The sequence below is a fragment of the Cupriavidus sp. 291-E7 genome, assembly GCF_057798835.1.
In genome coordinates this window covers 102946-120607 of record NZ_JBYOJV010000011.1, presented here as the reverse complement: position 1 = coordinate 120607, position 17662 = coordinate 102946, and the positions used below count along the sequence as shown (strand labels likewise).

Genomic DNA, 17662 nt, shown 5'->3' with positions numbered 1-17662 from the left:
CCGTGGAAATGGGTGGTGACATGAGCAGTGAACTGGTTCGGATTCCGTTCGACGGGCGGCAGATCGACATCGAATGCCAATGGCTGCGGCCCGAGCGTGAGCGGCGCCCGCTGGTCGTCTTTCTACACGAAGGCCTGGGTTCGATCAGCATGTGGCGCGACTTTCCGCGCCAGTTCTGTGAAACGGGAGATTTCCGTGGCCTGGTGTTTTCGCGCTACGGTTACGGACGCTCCACGCCGCGGCCTCACGACGAGAAGTGGGGCGTCGACTTCATGCATCGCCAGGCCCGCGAGGCATTGCCCGCGCTGTTCGATGCGCTGGGCATCGGGCCGGGCCGCAGGCATGGCAAGCCGTGGCTGCTGGGGCATAGCGATGGCGGATCGATTGCACTGATCCATGCGGGCAGCTTTCCCGATACCGTGGACGGCCTGACGGTGCTGGCGCCACACATCATCGTCGAAGACCTGTCGGTGCGCAGCATCGACATCACGCGCGATACCTACCAGACCACCGACCTGCGCGCGCGGCTGGCGCGCCATCACCAGGACGTGGATTCGGCGTTCTGGGGCTGGAACGACATCTGGCTCGATCCCGCATTCCGCCATTTCGACCTGCGTCCGCTGCTGGCCGATATCGACTGCCCGGTGCTGGCGGTGCAGGGCGCGGACGACGAGTACGGCACGATGGCCCAGATCGAGGGTATCCAGCGATATGCCCCGCAGACGGTACTGCTTAAACTCGCGCGCTGTGGACATTCGCCACACCGCGACCAGGCGGGTGCATTGACGGCGGCCACCGTGGCGTTTATAACTGCAAATACTTCAACCCTAAAATAATTGGCGACGAGGCCGGGCCGGCATGGCTCGCACCGCACGGCGCCGTTGGCTTGAGACCACCAGGAGGGGATTCCATGCATCGCAATGCTTTGCGCAGGCTGCTGCACGCTCGTCGTCTTTCTGTTTCGATGGCCGCTGGCGCCGCTGCCTTGGGGCTGCTTGCCGCGGGCAGCGCCGCCGTGGCGCAGCCCGCGCCGGCCGCCACCGGCAAGGTCAAGGTTGGCTTCATGCTGCCGTACACGGGCACCTATGCCGCGCTGGGCACCGCCATCGAGAACGGGTTCCGGATGTATGTGCAGCAGCAGGGCGGCAAGCTGGGCGGGCGGGACGTGGAGTACTTCAAGGTCGACGATGAGTCCGATCCGGCCAAAGCCCCGGAAAACGCCACCAAGCTGATCAAGCGCGATCAGGTGGACGTAGTGGTCGGCACGGTCCACTCCGGCGTGCAGATGGGCATCGTCAAGGTGGCCAAGGAAAACAACACGCTGCTGATCATTCCGAATGCGGGCGTCGACGAGGCCACGGGCCCGCTGTGCGGCCCCAATATCTTCCGCTCGTCGTTCTCGAACTGGCAGCCCGGCTATGCGATGGGCCACGTGCTGGCCGAGCGCGGCATGAAGAAGGTGGTCACGCTGACATGGAAGTACGCGGCCGGCGAGCAGTCGGTCCGAGGCTTCAAGGAAGCCTTCGAAGCCAAGGGTGGCAAGGTCGTCAAGGAACTGAGCCTGCCGTTCCCGAACGTCGAATTCCAGGCCCTGATTACCGAAGTGGCTTCGCTCAAGCCTGACGCCGTGTTCGTGTTCTTCGCGGGCGGCGGGGCGGTCAAGTTCGTCAAGGACTGGCAGGCCGCGGGCCTGAAGGACAAGATTCCGCTTTACGGTTCGGGGTTCCTGACCGATGGCACCCTTGAAGCGCAGGGCACCGCCGCGCAGGGCCTGGAGACCACGCTGCACTACGCGGACGGCCTGAACAACCCGCGCGACAAGGCATTCCGCCTGGACTACGCCAAGACCTACAAGCTGCAGCCGGACGTGTACGCGGTGCAAGGCTATGACGCCGCGCAGCTGTTGGCGGCCGGCGCCAGTGCCGTCAAGGGCGACATGACGCGCAAGCCCGACATCATCAAGGCAATGGAGGCCGCGAAGGTGGACAGCCCGCGCGGCGCGTTCACCTTGTCGAAGGCGCACAACCCGGTGCAGGACTTCTATCTGCGCCGCGTGGATGGCCGCGAGAACAAGGTCAGCAACGTGGCCGTCAAGGCGCTGGCCGATCCGGCCCGCGGCTGCCGCCTCTGAGCGATCCGACCCAACCGAACCACCAGACGGCAGCGCCGGCAACGCGATGGATATCGTCTCCTTTCTCATCCAGTGCCTGAACAGCGTGCAGTACGGCCTGCTGCTGTTCCTGGTGGCCAGCGGCCTGACGCTGATTTTCGGCATCATGGGCGTGATCAACCTGGCTCACGGCAGCTTCTACATGCTGGGGGCGTACCTGGCCTTCACGCTGGCGAGCCTGACGGGCAGCCTGTACATCGCGCTGCCGCTCGGCATCGTGCTGGCCGTGCTGTTCGGCTACGTGCTCGAATGGGCGTTCTTCAGCTATCTGTACCAGCGGGACCATCTGCAGCAGGTGCTGATGACCTACGGCCTGATCCTGGTGTTCGAGGAACTGCGCAGCATCCTGTTGGGGGACGACGTGCACGGCGTGCCGGTGCCTGCCTTGCTGGACGGCGCGCTGCCGATCGGCAATGACATGACGTACCCGGTGTACCGGCTGTTTATCTCGGCGATCTGCCTGCTGGTGGCTGGCGCCATGTACTACGTGATCCGCCGCACGCGAGTCGGCATGATGATTCGCGCGGGCGCCTCGAACCGCGAAATGGTGCAGTCGCTGGGCGTCAACGTGACCGTGCTCTATCGCTTTGTGTTCGCGCTCGGCGTGGCGCTGGCGGTGTTGGCGGGCATGATCGCGTCGCCGGTGTCGTCGGTGTATCCGGGCATGGGCGGGCAGGTGCTGATCATCTGCTTCGTGGTGGTGGTGATCGGCGGGATCGGCTCGGTCAAGGGCGCGCTCGTGGCATCGCTGCTGATCGGCTTTGTCGATACGTTTGGCAAGGTGTTCTGGCAGGACGCCGCCGGCGTGCTGGTGTACCTGCTGATGGCCGTGATCCTGCTGTGGAAGCCGCAAGGGCTGTTCCGCGCGGGTTGAGCAGGAAACGAGAGACATGCAAACCGATATCTCGACGACGTCTCCGCAGGAAGTGCGCCGTCCCGTCTGGCTGGCGGCGGCGGGCTGGATCGTCGCCCTGGCCGTGCTATGCGCCGCGCCGATGTTGCTGACCGCGGACAGCCACAAGTACTACATCGAGTTGCTCAGCAAGGTGATGATCATGGCGATCTTCGCGCTGTCGCTGCAGTTGCTGATCGGCTATACGGGACTGGTCAGCCTTGGGCACGCGGCGTACTTTGCCATGTCGGCCTATGCCACCGCGATGCTGGCGCCGGAAGGCGGCGCGGGTAACGGCTGGCTGCTGATGCTGGGCGGCGTGGGCGCGGCAGGCGCGCTGGCACTGGTGGTGGGTGCGCTGGTGCTGCGCACGCGCGGCATCTACTTCATCATGGTGACGCTCGCGTTTGCGCAGATGGTGTACTTCGTGTTCCACGACACCAAGATTGCGGGCGGCAGTGATGGCACTTATATCTACTTCCGCCCCGAGTTCGGCCTGTTTTCGGAATTACCGCTGACCGTCAACGACCCGGTGCGCTTCTACTGGCTGGTGCTGGGGGCGCTGGTGCTGACCGTGGCACTGCTGGCGCTGCTGTTGCGTTCACGGTTCGGCCACGCGCTGGTTGGCATCCGCCACAACGAGCAGCGCATGCGCGCCGCGGGATTTGCCACCTATCGATACCAGCTGGGCGCATTCGTGGCTGGCGGTATGCTGGCCGGGCTGGCGGGCTTTCTCTATGCCATCCAGTTCGGTTTCGTGAACCCCGAGATCGCGTCGTGGCATCAGTCCGGCAATGCGATGCTGATGGTGATCCTGGGCGGGGTGGGCAGCCTGGCCGGCGCCGTGCTGGGCGCGTTCTCGTTTGTGCTGCTGGCCGAGTGGTTCGGCGCCTTGACCAAACACTGGCAACTGCTGATGGGCGGATTCATCATTGCGGCCGTGGCGCTGCTGCCGCGCGGGCTGGTCAGTGTGCCGGCGGTGCTGCGCCACCGTTCGCCGCGCCGTGCGCGCCGCAACGCCGGTGCCGCCGACTCGAATACGCACAGCCGGGAGGCCGTATGACCGAGCGGACATCGGTACCGGTGATGCAGGCCGAGATGCTGTCGCGCCGCTTTGGCGGCCTGACCGCCGTCAACCAGGTGGATCTGACCCTGCAACTGAACGAGATCCACGCCGTGATCGGCACCAATGGCGCAGGCAAGTCGACGCTGATCAATCTGCTGTCCGGCGAGCTGCCGCCTTCCGAGGGAAGGTTGCATCTGCAGGGGCAGGACGTCACCGGCTGGCCGCAGCCGAAACTTGCGCGTCACGGGGTGGGGCGCAGCTACCAGCGCAACAATATTTTCCTGCCGCTGACCGTGCGTGAAAACTGCCGGTTGGCGGCGCAATCGCGCGCGCAGCGCGCGTGGCGGCTGTGGGAACCGGCGCAGGGCTGCCGTACCAGCCGGGCGCTCGCCGACGAGGCGCTGGAGCGTGCCGGCCTGGCCCAGCATGCGGGCCGCCTGGCCAGCGAACTGGCACACGGCCAGAAACGCCAGCTGGAGGTGGCGATGTGCCTGGCCACCGAGCCGGTGGCGCTGCTGCTGGACGAACCGCTGGCCGGCATGGGTGCCGAGGAGTCGGCCCGCATGCTCGACCTGCTGCGCGGGCTGCGCGAGGGGCACGCGATCCTGCTGGTCGAGCACGATATGGAGGCCGTGTTTGCCGTGGCGGACCGCATCACGGTGATGGTCAACGGCACGGTCATCGCATCGGGCGATCCGGCAAGCATCCGCGCCAACCGCGAAGTGCAACTGGCCTACCTGGGCGAAGAAGAGGAGGCCGGCGCATGAGTACCACAGCCATCATCGACGCCACCGGTATCAACGCCTGGTATGGATCGAGCCACGTGCTGCGCGGCATCGACTTTCACGTAAACGCTGGCGAGACGGTTGGCCTGCTGGGCCGCAACGGCATGGGCAAAAGCACGCTGCTGCGCACGCTACTGGGCCATGTGCGGGAGCGTGAGGGAGAAATACGGGTGGCGGGGCGCGCGATGTCGCGCGCGCGGCCGCATGAAGTGGCACGGCTGGGCGTGGCGTATGTGCCCGAAGGCCGTGGCATTTTTCCGAATCTAAGCGTGCGCGAAAACCTGCTGATGGCCGCGCGCGCCGGCTGCGGCGGCCGCAAGGACTGGGACGAGGCGCGCGTGCTGGACCTGTTTCCGCGCCTCAAGGAGCGTCTGTCGCATGGCGGGCAGCAACTGTCGGGCGGCGAGCAGCAGATGCTGTCGATCGGCCGCGCCCTGATGACAAATCCTGACTGCCTAATTCTCGATGAGGCCACCGAGGGCCTGGCGCCACGGATCGTCCACGAGATCTGGAACGTCATTGCCACGGTGCGTGCCACCGGCATTGCGTCGATCGTGGTCGATCGCAACTATCGCGCCGTGCTGGCCCATGCGGATCGTGTGGTGGTGCTCGAAAAAGGTCTGGTCGTCATGGCGGGCCCCGCCGCCAAGTTGATCGACACGCCTGCCGCGCTGGATCGCTATCTGGGCGTCTGACGTCCGTTTGAAAAGTAGCGTATCGAGCATATTTTGTCGCAATGCCGCAACGTCCCGATGGTGGCCATTCCCACGCCCCGTCACAGTCAGGGCTTGACCACACCCGGCTTCTTTCCCATGCTTGATCGGTCATGGTCGACGACATCGGCATTTCCACAGTGGTCGTCTTACGACACTTCATCTAGAATGCGCGCGTTTGTGCAACGCAATAGAAACTGAGAAGGCCAATACGCCCCATCGGGGACCGGAGCCGCTAGCGTGAGAGAAATCGTGCCTGTTAAAGCACTTTGGAGGGACTGTCCGGCCGACATGACCGGGCAGCCAAAGTCAGGCACGGGAGGCGCGAGCCGGTTCACCTGACCCAATTCCATGACCCAATCCGCAACCACCAGCCATTATTTCGTCGAAAGCCCGAGCACCCGTGCGCTCGTGATCGGCGCGATCGGCGTCGTCTTTGGCGACATCGGCACCAGCCCTCTGTACGCGCTCAAGGAGTGCTTCAGCAAGGACCACGGCATTCCGTTCAGTCCCGAAGCCGTGCTCGGCATCATCTCGCTGCTGTTCTGGGCGATGATCGTTGTCGTCTCCATCAAGTACGTGCTGTTCGTGATGCGGGCCGACAACAACGGCGAAGGCGGGGTGCTGGCGCTGATGGCGCTGGCGCTGCGAACCGCGGCACCGCGCTCGCGCATGGCCAAGCTGATCATGATGTCGGCTATCTTCGGCGCCTGCATGTTCTATGGCGATGCGGTGATCACGCCGGCGATCTCGGTGCTGTCCGCCGTGGAAGGGCTGGAAATCGCTGCCCCGGCGCTGTCGCACTTTGTGATCCCGATCACGCTGTCCATCCTCTGCGTGCTGTTTTTCATCCAGCGTCATGGCACCAGCGCCGTGGGCAAGCTGTTCGGCCCGATCATGGTGGCGTGGTTCCTGGCCCTGGGCGGGCTGGGTATCTTCAACCTGATGCACTCGCCCGAAATTCTGAAGGCCATCAATCCCTGGTACGGCATCTCGTTCCTGATCGAACACTCGTTGCAGGCGTTCATCGTGCTGGGTAGCGTGTTCCTGGTGCTGACGGGTGCCGAGGCGCTGTACATCGACATGGGCCACTTCGGTGCCAAGCCGATCCGCTATGGCTGGTTTGCGCTGGTGATGCCCTGCCTGATGCTGAACTACTTCGGCCAGGGCGCGATGCTGCTGAGCAATCCTCAGGCAATCGAGAACCCGTTCTACCTGATGGTGCCGCAGATGCTGCAGTTGCCGATGGTGCTGCTGGCGACGGCGGCCACGGTGATCGCCTCGCAGGCCGTGATCTCGGGCGCGTTCTCGCTGACGAGTCAGGCGATCCAGCTCGGCTTCCTGCCGCGCATGCGTATCCAGTACACCTCGGCGGCGGAAATCGGCCAGATCTATTTGCCGGTGATCAACTGGGCGCTGCTGGTGCTGGTGATCGCCGTGGTGCTGTCGTTCCGGAAGTCTGAAAACCTGGCCGCTGCCTACGGCATTGCCGTGACCACGACGATGTTGATCACGACGTTCCTGGCGGTCATCGTCATGCGCCGGTTCTGGAAGTGGAACCGGGTGCTGGTGACCTTGCTCGGTGCATCGTTCCTGATCGTGGATCTGGCGTTCTTCTCGGCCAACCTGCTCAAGGTGGCGGAGGGCGGCTGGTTCCCGCTGCTGATGGGCAGCACCGCGTTCTTCCTGCTGATGACCTGGCACAGCGGCCGCAAGCTGCTGCGCGCGCGCAGCCTGGAGGATGGCATTCCGCTGGAGCCGTTTATCGCCGGCCTGCTGGCCCACCCGCCGCATCGCGTGGAGGGTACGGCAGTGTTCCTGACCGGCAGTACCGAATCGGTGCCGGTCTCGCTGCTGCACAACCTCAAGCACAACCGGGTGCTGCATGAGCGCGTGGTGTTCCTGAGCTTTGTCACGCGCGACATCCCGTACGTGGACGACGATCACCGCCTGACCTGCAAGGACCTCGGTGGTGGCGTGTTCATCCTGGAATCCGAATACGGGTTCAAGGAAACGCCGGACGTGAATCGTGTGCTCGATCTGGCCCAGCGCAAGCTCGACATGCATTTCGAGCTGATGGAAACGTCGTTCTTCATCGCGCGCGAGACCGTGATTCCGTCCAAGCTGCCGGGCATGTCGATGTGGCGCGAGCGTCTGTTTGCGTGGATGCATCAGAATGGCGCCAAGCCGTCGGACTTCTTCTCGATTCCGGCCAACCGCGTGGTGGAGCTGGGTACGAAGGTGGAGATCTGATTCCGCATTGCCAGCCGCCGCCGGCACCGCAACCGGCATCGCAATCCGCAATGCAAAACGCCCCGCAACTCGCGGGGCGTTTTTCTTGGCGACTCTGGTCCGGCAGTGGCCGCTCAGCAGGGCCCGACTCGGACTGACCAAAAAAATGGGGCCGCGATCGGCCCCATGATGTTATCGGCGGGCGCCAGCCAGGGCCGGCGCCGTGCCTTCAGCGCTTCAGCTTGGCAAACGCAGCGGCCATCGCGCCTTGCTGTTCCGACTGGCGGTTGTTGCCGCCGAAGCCGCGATTGCCGCCGCCATTGCGCTGACCGCGATCGGCCGGACGGTCGCCGCCGCCGGCACGCGCGGCCTGCTGGCCGGGTTCGTCGTCCAGACGCATCGTCAGGCCGATTCGGTTGCGCTTGACGTCCACTTCCATCACCTTGACCTTGACGATCTGGCCGGCCTTGACCACTTCGTGCGCGTCCTTGACGAACTTGGTCGACAGCGCCGAGATGTGAACCAGGCCGTCCTGGTGCACGCCGATATCGACGAATGCGCCGAAGGCCGCCACATTGGTGACCACGCCTTCGAGAATCATGCCCGGCAGCAGATCCTTCACGTCCTCGACGCCTTCCTGGAACGTGGCGGTCTTGAACTCGGGGCGCGGGTCGCGGCCCGGCTTTTCGAGTTCGGTCAGGATGTCGCGCACGGTCGGCAGGCCAAACTTGTCGTCGGCGAACTGCTGCGCCGACACGCCGCGCAGCGCGTCGCGGTTGCCCATGACGTCGGACAGGCCCTTCTTGATGTGGTCCAGAATCTTCTGCACCACCGGATACGCTTCCGGGTGCACCGACGAGCGGTCCAGCGGGTTATCGCCGGTGTTGATGCGCAGGAAGCCAGCGGCCTGCTCGAACGTCTTGTCGCCCAGGCGCGGCACCTTCTTCAGCGATTCGCGGTTGGTAAAGGCGCCGTTGGCATCGCGGAAATCCACGATGTTGCGCGCCAGCACCGAGTTCAGGCCCGACACCCGCGCCAGCAGCGGCGCCGATGCGGTGTTGACGTCCACGCCCACGGCGTTCACGCAGTCTTCCACCACGGCGTCCAGCGTGCGTGCCAGCTCGCGCTGGTTCACGTCGTGCTGGTACTGGCCCACGCCGATGGACTTCGGATCGATCTTGACCAGCTCGGCCAGCGGGTCCTGCAGACGGCGGGCAATCGATACGGCGCCGCGCAGTGACACGTCCAGTTCCGGGAATTCCTTGGCAGCCAGCTCCGATGCCGAATACACCGAGGCGCCAGCCTCGCTGACGACGATCTTGGTCAGCTTCAGTTCCGGCGCACCCTTCATCAGATCCTGCACGAGCTTGTCGGTCTCGCGGCTGGCGGTGCCGTTGCCGATCGAGCAGAGCGCCACGTTGTGCTGCTTGGCCAGGCGTGCCAGCGTGGCCAGCGATCCGTTCCAGTCGCGGCGGGGTTCGTGCGGATAGATCGTGGCGGTGTCCAGCAGCTTGCCCGTGGTATCCACCACGGCGATCTTGCAGCCGGTCCGGATGCCCGGATCGATACCCATCACGGACTTCGGGCCGGCCGGCGCGGCCAGCAGCAGCTCGTGCAGGTTGCGGCCGAACACCTTGATGGCTTCGCCTTCAGCGGTTTCACGCAGCTGCGTCAGCAGTTCGGTCTCCAGGTGCGGCTGCACCTTGACGCGCCAGCACCAGCGGCAAACATCGGCCAGCCATTTGTCGGCCGGACGGCTGCGGTTCTCGATGCCGACATGGCGAGCGATCATCGTCTCGCACGGGTGCGGCACCATCGCGTCCTGTTCTTCACCAAGCCCCAGCTTGACCATCAGAACGCCCGCGTTACGGCCGCGGAACAGTGCCAGTGCGCGGTGCGACGGCACGGTGCGGATGGTTTCGCTGTACTGGTAGTAGTCGCGGAACTTCTCTTCCTCGGCGGTTTCCTTGCCTTCCATCACGGTGGACGTCACCACGCCGTTGTTCCACAGATGGTCGCGCAGCTTGCCCAGCAGATCGGCCGTTTCGCCGAATTGCTCGGACAGGATGTCGCGGGCGCCATCGAGCGCGGCCTTCACGTCCGGCACCCCGCCATCTGCAGTCGGGTTACCGTTGACGTACTTCGCGGCCTCGGCCTGCGGATCGAGCGAGGGGTCCGCCAGCAGCGCCAGGGCCAGCGGCTCCAGGCCGCATTCGCGGGCAATCTGGGCACGCGTGCGACGCTTGGGCTTGTAGGGCAGGTAGAGGTCTTCCAGCGTCTGCTTGGTCTCGGCCGCTTCGATGGCCGTGCGCAGTTCGTCGGTCAGCTTGCCCTGTTCCTCGATGGACGCCAGGATCGTGGCGCGACGGTCTTCCATATCGCGCAGGTACAGCAGGCGTTCTTCCAGCGTACGCAGCTGGGTGTCGTCCAGGTTGCCCGTGACTTCCTTGCGGTAGCGGGCGATAAACGGCACCGTGGCACCTTCGTCCAACAGGTCGACGGCAGCCGCCACCTGGCGGGGTTGCACGGACAGTTCGGCCGCGATCAGCGACACAATCTTTTGCAGGACGGAAGCAGGCAGATTGGACATCGAGAAAACGAGTCAGTCGAAAGCGGGGCATTGTGCCACAAGCGCAGCATCGGTCCGGTGACGGGAAGACACCTTTTACCCCGTCTTTTCGATGTTGGGCGCCAATGGCGCGTGGGCGGCACCTGGAGCGGGATATGACGTGGCCCCGGATGCTAGAATCGCGGCATGATCGTCAAGCCCCTTCTGGTCGTCATGGCTCGCCCGGTTTACATGACTTCTTTCCCGGTATCCACGCTCGCGCTCGCGGCGTTGTTGCTGGCCGCGCCCCTGGGCGTGGCCCATGCACAGGCATCGGCACCCGCCGCCGCGCTCACGTCCACCGCCATCCCGCCGGACCCAGGCAAGCCGCGCGACTTCGACGCCGAACGCAAGGCGATTGGCGATTCGCGCGCCTGGACCAATTACCGGTTCGCGCAGGCTGAACGCGAGTGCTACAGCAAGTTCCTGGTCAATCATTGCATCGAGAAGGCCAAGGATGCCCAGCGCGAGGAACTGCACGTGCTACGGGCCAAGGAACTGGAGGTAGGCGATTCGGAGCGTACCTTCAATGCCGCGAAACGCGACCGCGAGCAGGCCATCCGCCGTGCCGAGTACGAAGCCAGCCAGCCAGGCCGCGCGGCCAACGAGCAGGCCAGCCGCCAGGCCTTCGACCGCAAGCAGCAGGAGCAGGCGCTGCGTGACGCGCAGGCCGGCCAGCAGGCACCGCAGCGCGCGGCCAACGCGCAGGCGTACCAGCAGAAGCAGGACGATTTCAGCTCGCGCATGAAGGAAGCCCAGCAGAAGGGGGCCGAGCAGGCGCGCCAGCGGCAGGAAAACGTCAAGACGTATCAGCAGAAGCAGGCCGACGCCGCGCAACGCCAGAAGGATCTGGACGAACGGCGCGCCAATGCCGAGGAAAAGCAGAAGCAGGGCCAGGGTTCGACGCCGAGCCCGTTCGGCTTCTGATTCTCCAATGCAGGGTCAGGCGGAGGCCAGCGGCCGCCGCCGTGGAGTACGAAGGCGCATCATGGATGAAAATCTCAATACGCTGGAGCGGCAGGTCATCGAGCTACAGATCGAACACCGTGATCTGGACTTCCTGATCGACCGCCTGTCCGCCGATCCCGCCCACGATGAACTGCAGCTGCGGCGCCTGAAGAAGCGTCGCCTGAAGCTCAAGGATGCGATCACCTTGCTGCAGTTGCAGCTGGAACCCGACGTTCCAGCCTGAAGCGCGGCCCTGCACCAGATATTTCCCGCGGCTTGGCGACATGCCGCGGGCATCAACGAATACCCCACCTTGCCAGAACCCACCGACGATCTCCTGTCCGCCGCCGCCGCCGCCGCCGCCGAGTCGCCTGACGCCCATGACACCGCCGAATCGCTGGGCGATGCCATCGCCGCGGCATCCGCCAGCCAGGTAGCCACGCAATCCGCGCAGCTTTCGGCGATGTTCGCCGAGACCGGCACGCTGGCCACGGCGATCCCCGGCTATCGTCCGCGCGCATCGCAGCACAAGATGGCCGAGGCCGTGGCCGATGCCATCGCGCGTAACGACACAGTCATCGTCGAGGCAGGCACCGGCACGGGCAAGACCTTTGCCTACCTGGTGCCGGCCATGCTTTGGGGCGGCAAGGTCATCGTGTCCACTGGAACGAAGAACCTGCAGGATCAGCTTTTCCTGCGCGATATTCCGACGGTGCGGCACGCGCTGAACGTGCCGGTATCGGTATCGCTGCTCAAGGGCCGCGCCAACTACCTGTGCCACTACCACCTTGAACGCGCGCAGGCCAACGGCAGGCTCGCATCGAAGCAGGACGCCGCGTGGCTGCGCGATATCGGCAATTTTGCCAAGACCACCGCCACGGGCGACAAGGCCGAGCTTGCGGCCGTGCCGGAGAACGCGCCTGTCTGGCAGATGGTGACGTCCACGCGCGACAACTGCCTGGGCAGCGAATGCCCGCATTACAAGGAATGCTTTGTGATGCGCGCGCGCAAGGAGGCGCAGCAGGCCGACGTTGTGGTCGTGAACCATCACCTGTTCTTTGCCGACGTGGTGTTGCGCGACACGGGCATGGCCGAGCTGCTACCCGCCGCCAACACCGTGATCTTCGACGAAGCCCACCAGCTGCCCGAAACCGCGACGCTGTTCTTTGGCGAGACGTTGTCGACGAGCCAACTGCTGGAGCTGGCGCGCGACACCGTAGCGGAGGGCTTGTCCCACGCCCGCGATGCGGTCGACTGGGTGGCCCTAGGCGCGCCGCTGGAGCGCGCGGCACGCGATCTGCGCCTGGCATTCGGCCGCGACAACCTGCGCATGGCGATGGGCCAGATCGACGCCGATCCGCGCACGGCCGAACCGTTCTACGAAACGCTCGATGCACTGGAAGAAGCGCTCTCGAGTTTTGTCGAAGCGCTGGAGTCGCAGGCGGAGCGCGCGGAAACGCTGGAGCAATGCCACCGCCGCGCGGTGGAGCTGTCGCAGCGGCTGGAAGCCTGGCGCGACGACCGGGTTGGCCCGCCGCCCGCGCCCGCGGCACCGGCCGAAGGCGAGACGGCCGGCACGACCGAAGACGTCGCGCCCGTCGCGGAGCCGGCCCAGCTTGGCCCCGACACCGTGCGATGGGTGGAAGTCTTCTCGCACACCGTGCAATTGCACCGCACGCCGCTGTCGATCGCGCCGATCTTCACGCGGCAGCGCGAGGGCCAGCCGCGCGCGTGGGTCTTCACCTCGGCCACGCTCTCGGTAAAGGGCAATTTCGCCCACTACGCCGCCCAGCTCGGATTGAACAAGGAACAGTCGCTGACGCTGCCGAGTCCGTTCGACTACGCGAAGCAAGGCCTGCTGTACGTGCCGCGCGACATGCCGCCACCGAATTCGCCGCAGTTCACCGAGGCCGTGGTGGAAAAGGCGTTGCCGCTGATCGAGGCGGCAGGTGGCCGCACGTTCCTGCTTTGCACCACGTTGCGTGCCGTGCAGAAGGCGTCGGACATGCTCTACGACCTGTTTGCCGCCCGTGGCATCAACCTCCCGCTGCTGGTGCAAGGCCAGGCCAGCCGCACTGAATTGCTCGACCGCTTCCGTCAGTTGGGCAACGCGGTGCTGGTCGGCAGCCAGAGTTTCTGGGAAGGCGTGGACGTGCGCGGCGAGGCGCTGTCGCTGGTCATCATCGACAAGCTGCCGTTTGCGCCGCCCGACGATCCGGTGCTGGCCGCGCGCATGGAAGTCCTGCAGAAAAAGGGGCTGAGTCCATTCGCCGTGCATCAGCTGCCGCATGCTGTCATCACGCTGAAGCAGGGCGCCGGCCGGCTGATCCGCTCGGAATCGGATCGCGGCGTGCTGGCCATCTGCGATACGCGGCTCGTGGAAAAGCCCTACGGCCGGCAGATCTGGCAGAGCCTGCCGCCGTTCACGCGCACGCGCGAGGCCGATACGGTCATTCGCTTTCTCGAAGGGTTGCGCGCGCCGGCCGGCGAAGACGCCGAGCAGGCGCCGTCTAGCAATTAAAGCGTTGTGCCACGGACCGGCCGTTCGTGCCGGTTACGCCAATCCATTCTTCTGCGCATACTGAAAGAGGTTGGTATCGGTATGGATGCCAAGCTTCTTCATGGTCTTGCGCTTGTGGGTGCTGACGGTCTTGATGCTGCGGTTCAGGCGCTCGGAAACCTCGGACACCGACATGCCGCCGGCATAGAGCCGCAGCACTTCGATCTCGCTCGGACTCAGCAGCGTGGTGTCGAGCGAGTCTTCTGACAGTGCGTCGAAGGCAATGGATGTGGTTGAAACCTATGCCGCTATGGCGTCCAGAACGGACTGGTGGAGATGGCGGTGCCATGCGGGTCCATACAAGCCCGGCACGAGTCTGAAGCTGGAAGGCCGCTGGATTCGGCGCTTGCCCTGGCGCACAAAAACAGGAAGGCCGAGCCTGTTTCCAGGTCTCGGCCTTCTTGAGACACCTTTTACTGCCAATAAGGCAGTTCAGTCCATCAGAACACTTCCCACCAGGACTTGTCCTTGCGGCGCTCGCCGTACTTGATGAAGTCGCTGTTCGGGTAGTTGCGTTCCATCACGCGTGCGGCGTCGTCGCGCAGGTCCTTCATACCCAGGGCATCGTACGAACGCACCATGATGTACAGCGCTTCCTCGTTCGCCGGTGCGCCGTCGTAGTCCTTCAGTGCCTGCTGCGCGCGGTTGACGGCCGCCAGGTAGGCGCCGCGGCGGTAGTAGTAGCGGGCGGCGTGCACTTCGTGCTGGGCCAGCGCATTGACGATGTACTGCATGCGCAGCGTGGCGTCGGGTGCGTACTTGCTGTCCGGATAGCGCGTGACCAGGGTCTGGAACGCGTCATAGGCGGCGCGCGCGGCCTTGGGGTCGCGCTCGCTGAGATCCTGGCCCGAGAAGCGGCCCAGCCAGCCAAGGTTGTCGTTGAAGTTGATCAGGCCCTTCAGGTAGTAGGCGTAATCAATGTTCGGGTGGCTCGGGTGCAGCTGGATGAAACGGTCCACGGCAGCCAGGGCTGCCGCGGTCTCGCCGTCCTTGTAGCTGGCGTAGGCCGTATCGATCTGTGCCTGCTGTGCGTAGCGGCCAAACGGATAGCGGCCTTCGAGCTTCTCGTAGAGCTTGACGGCGCGTGCGTAGTCGCCGCCATCGAGGGCATCCTTGGCTTCCGAATATAATTTGTTGGCCGACCAGCCTGCCGTTTCGTCAGGCTGGTCTCCCAGCAGGCCGCATGCAGACAGCATGACGCATCCGCCTGCGAGCAAAACCGCTCCAATTTTCGCGCGCCAGTCCGCGCGTTTCATGCTCTGCAATTGCATGGGCAACCTGTTCCGGATGAAAAAAAATAGCGCCAAGCATTATAGCCGAAGCCCCAGGACCGAAACCGGTCTGGAACGCCACACCGAAAAGCCGGAAGTGACCGGCGCCGAATCCGAGGACCTGGACGACCAGTTCGACGATGCCGGTGAGTTTAACGAGGAGGTGCCCGAAACGGCGCCTGTCGCGCCAGATTTGGTCCCGCTGTACCTGGAAGTCGACAGCGCGGCCCACGGCGAACGGCTCGACAAACTGCTGGCACGGCACTTCAGTGAATTCTCGCGCAGCCGCCTTCAGCAATGGATCGAGGAGGGCGCCGTGCGCGTGGACGGCGAGCCCAGCCGCGCCAAGGCATCTGTCCAGATGGGGCAGCAGATCGAGATCCACCCGCAGGCAGCCCCTGAGTCACAGGCCTTCACGGCCGAGGATGTGCCGCTCGACGTGGTGTACGAAGACGATGCGGTGCTGGTCATCAACAAGCCCGCCGGGCTGGTCGTGCATCCTGCCGCGGGCAACTGGAGCGGTACGGTCCTGAATGGCCTGCTGCACCGCGACCCGCATGCGGCGCGTCTGCCGCGCGCGGGCATCGTGCACCGGCTCGACAAGGAAACGTCGGGGCTGATGGTGGTGGCTCGTACGCTGACGGCGCAGACGGACCTCGTCCGGCAGCTGCAGGCGCGCACGGTCAAGCGGACCTACCTTGCGCTGGTCTGGGGCGAAACGCCTGACGACGGCACCATCGACGCACCGATCGGCCGGGACCCGCGCGAGCGCACGCGCATGGCCATCGTGCATACCAACAGCGGCAAGCCGTCACGGACGCATTTCGAGACGCTTGGCACGGTGCCGCTCGGCCGTTCCAAGGTATCGATGGTGATGTGCCAGCTCGAAACCGGTCGCACGCACCAGATTCGGGTTCATTTCGAGTCGATTGGTCACCCATTGGTGGGGGATCCGGTCTATCACAAGGCCACGCAGCGCGGCCAGCGTCCGGCCGTGCGCGTACCGCTGCCGGTGCCGTTTACGCGCCAGGCGCTCCACGCCTATCGCCTCGGGCTGGTGCATCCCGTAACGGGCCGCAAGAAGTCGTGGGAGGCCGAGCCGCCCGAGGATCTGCAGGCGCTGATCGACGCGCTCGACTTCGAACGCTATGCGGAGGAAGACGACGAGGAAGAGGGTGAGCCCGAATGGTACGAAGGGGAGGCCGATGACGATGACGACTGAAGCAATGGCCGGCATGGCAACCGGTGCGTCTGGCTGGATCGTCCCCGACTGGCCAGCGCCGGCCCGCGTGCGCGCGCTGTCCACCACGCGGCACGGTGGCGTGAGCACGGGGCCGTATGGCTTGGCCGATGGCAGCGCCGGCGGACTCAATCTCGGCACGCACGTCGGCGACGATGCGATTGCGGTGGGGGCCAACCGCGCGCGGCTGGCGAGCCATCTGCCTGCCATGCCGCGCTGGCTGGAACAGGTGCACGGATGCGGGGTGGCGACGGCGGACGAGGATGGCGACGACGTGCCGCGTGCCGATGCCAGCGTAAGCACGGCACCCGGCCATGTGTGCGCGATCATGACGGCCGATTGCCTGCCCGTGCTGCTGTGCAATACGGCGGGGACGGTGGTCGGCGCCGCCCATGCTGGCTGGCGCGGGCTGTGCGATGGCGTGATCGAAGCCACCCTGGCGCGCATGGCGGCGCGCTCCGGTGGGCAAGCGCAATGGCTGGCATGGCTGGGGCCGGCGATCGGCCCCGCGGCCTTCGAGGTAGGCGCCGAGGTGCGCGAGGCATTCCTGCAGCAGGCGCTGCCGGAGGAGCGCGCGTCCGTGGAAGCCGCGTTCGTGGCCGGCGCACCCGGGAAATACCTCGCCGATCTTTACGCGCTGGCGCGCATCCGCCTGGCGCGTGCCGGCTGCACTCAGGTGTTTGGCGGCGATGCCTGCACTGTCAGCGATCCGGACCGCTTCTACTCCTATCGCCGCGATCGCACCACGGGCCGCATGGCCACGCTGGTCTGGCTGGCGGATTAAGCGCCGGTCTCCCTGTCGTCCAGAGGCCGCGGCGCCTGCGCCGCCGTGGCTTCCTGGGCCTCCCGAGCCTTGCGCCGGCGCCTGCGGCCCGGCGTTCCCATGATGTACATGACGATCGACACCGGTGCCAGTCCGTACAGCAGGAACGTGGCGACGCCCGCGACGATGTTGGTCTCGGTGATGGCCATCATCAGGGCGACGTAGATCCAGCCAATTGCCACGATATACATCAGAGTTTCATCTCGCTCGGGTAAGGGGCGCAGTTGTCTGGCAACCCGCGCCAGGATTACCGTCCGGTAGGTCGGGCTTCACTTCCCGGGCCGCCGCATGGCAATGCGGAATTCCGCATTGACAGCCTCTACATTGCAAGGCAACAATGCCTCGAAATGTATC

At 65.2% G+C, this 17662-nt stretch carries 16 protein-coding genes; 12 read left to right on the top strand and 4 right to left on the bottom strand.

The annotated features are described in order from the left end of the window. The first annotated feature begins 20 nt into the window (after positions 1-20). From AC3FLX_RS20265 to AC3FLX_RS20235, 7 genes are all read left to right on the top strand, one after another. Entirely contained in the window at positions 21-836 is an 816-nt protein-coding gene (locus AC3FLX_RS20265) for an alpha/beta fold hydrolase (RefSeq protein ID WP_488699093.1), read from the top strand. 74 nt (positions 837-910) lie between these two features. Then, positions 911-2131 (top strand): ABC transporter substrate-binding protein, encoded by a 1221-nt coding sequence (locus tag AC3FLX_RS20260; protein ID WP_488699092.1) that lies wholly within the window; start codon positions 911-913, stop codon positions 2129-2131. Between the two features lie 46 nt (positions 2132-2177). Then, positions 2178-3044 (top strand): branched-chain amino acid ABC transporter permease, encoded by an 867-nt coding sequence (locus AC3FLX_RS20255; RefSeq protein WP_488699091.1) that lies wholly within the window; start codon positions 2178-2180, stop codon positions 3042-3044. Positions 3045-3060: 16 nt separating this feature from the next. Next, positions 3061-4125, top strand: a complete 1065-nt coding sequence (locus AC3FLX_RS20250) for a branched-chain amino acid ABC transporter permease (RefSeq protein ID WP_488699090.1) — start codon at positions 3061-3063, stop codon at positions 4123-4125. Then, positions 4122-4895, top strand: a complete 774-nt coding sequence (locus AC3FLX_RS20245; protein WP_488699089.1) for an ABC transporter ATP-binding protein — start codon at positions 4122-4124, stop codon at positions 4893-4895. Before AC3FLX_RS20250 ends, AC3FLX_RS20245 begins: the two co-directional genes overlap by 4 nt. Then, a complete protein-coding gene (locus AC3FLX_RS20240; RefSeq protein WP_488699088.1) occupies positions 4892-5608 on the top strand; it encodes an ABC transporter ATP-binding protein in 717 nt (238 codons plus the stop codon). The genes AC3FLX_RS20245 and AC3FLX_RS20240 overlap by 4 nt, the downstream gene beginning before the upstream one ends. 369 nt (positions 5609-5977) lie before the next feature. Then, positions 5978-7879, top strand: a complete 1902-nt coding sequence (locus AC3FLX_RS20235) for a potassium transporter Kup (protein ID WP_488699087.1) — start codon at positions 5978-5980, stop codon at positions 7877-7879. Between the two features lie 208 nt (positions 7880-8087). On the opposite strand, the gene AC3FLX_RS20230 is transcribed toward AC3FLX_RS20235, so the two are convergent. After that, positions 8088-10448, bottom strand: a complete 2361-nt coding sequence (locus AC3FLX_RS20230; protein ID WP_488699086.1) for a Tex family protein — start codon at positions 10446-10448, stop codon at positions 8088-8090. A 165-nt stretch (positions 10449-10613) separates the two neighbouring features. On the opposite strand from AC3FLX_RS20230, the gene AC3FLX_RS20225 reads away from it, so the two are divergent. The 3 genes from AC3FLX_RS20225 (at position 10614) to yoaA (ending at position 13935) form a co-directional block, all read left to right on the top strand. Further along, positions 10614-11393, top strand: coding sequence for a hypothetical protein (locus AC3FLX_RS20225; RefSeq protein ID WP_488699085.1), 780 nt, complete (start codon positions 10614-10616; stop codon positions 11391-11393). Positions 11394-11454: 61 nt separating this feature from the next. Next, positions 11455-11658 (top strand): YdcH family protein, encoded by a 204-nt coding sequence (locus AC3FLX_RS20220; protein WP_488699084.1) that lies wholly within the window; start codon positions 11455-11457, stop codon positions 11656-11658. A 219-nt stretch (positions 11659-11877) separates the two neighbouring features. Then, a complete protein-coding gene (yoaA, locus tag AC3FLX_RS20215) occupies positions 11878-13935 on the top strand; it encodes a DNA repair helicase YoaA (RefSeq protein WP_488699184.1) in 2058 nt (685 codons plus the stop codon). Positions 13936-13968: 33 nt separating this feature from the next. Here the strand turns inward: yoaA and AC3FLX_RS20210 are convergent, their stop codons facing one another. Further along, the gene (locus tag AC3FLX_RS20210) at positions 13969-14154 is read right to left on the bottom strand and encodes a response regulator transcription factor (RefSeq protein WP_488699183.1); all 186 of its coding nucleotides are present in this window, start codon (positions 14152-14154) and stop codon (positions 13969-13971) included. A gap of 260 nt (positions 14155-14414) precedes the next feature. Continuing rightward, entirely contained in the window at positions 14415-15245 is an 831-nt protein-coding gene (locus AC3FLX_RS20205; RefSeq protein ID WP_488699083.1) for an outer membrane protein assembly factor BamD, read from the bottom strand. Between AC3FLX_RS20205 and AC3FLX_RS20200 the strand changes: the two genes are divergently transcribed. Together AC3FLX_RS20200 and pgeF are read left to right on the top strand one after the other, a co-directional pair. Next, the gene (locus AC3FLX_RS20200) at positions 15229-16467 is read left to right on the top strand and encodes an RluA family pseudouridine synthase (RefSeq protein ID WP_488699082.1); all 1239 of its coding nucleotides are present in this window, start codon (positions 15229-15231) and stop codon (positions 16465-16467) included. The two genes, AC3FLX_RS20205 and AC3FLX_RS20200, sit on opposite strands and share 17 nt — an antisense overlap. After that, positions 16457-17269, top strand: a complete 813-nt coding sequence (gene pgeF, locus AC3FLX_RS20195; protein ID WP_488699182.1) for a peptidoglycan editing factor PgeF — start codon at positions 16457-16459, stop codon at positions 17267-17269. The genes AC3FLX_RS20200 and pgeF overlap by 11 nt, the downstream gene beginning before the upstream one ends. Here the strand turns inward: pgeF and AC3FLX_RS20190 are convergent. Further along, positions 17266-17499, bottom strand: a complete 234-nt coding sequence (locus tag AC3FLX_RS20190; RefSeq protein WP_488699081.1) for a hypothetical protein — start codon at positions 17497-17499, stop codon at positions 17266-17268. The two genes, pgeF and AC3FLX_RS20190, sit on opposite strands and share 4 nt — an antisense overlap. Positions 17500-17662 lie beyond the last annotated feature (163 nt).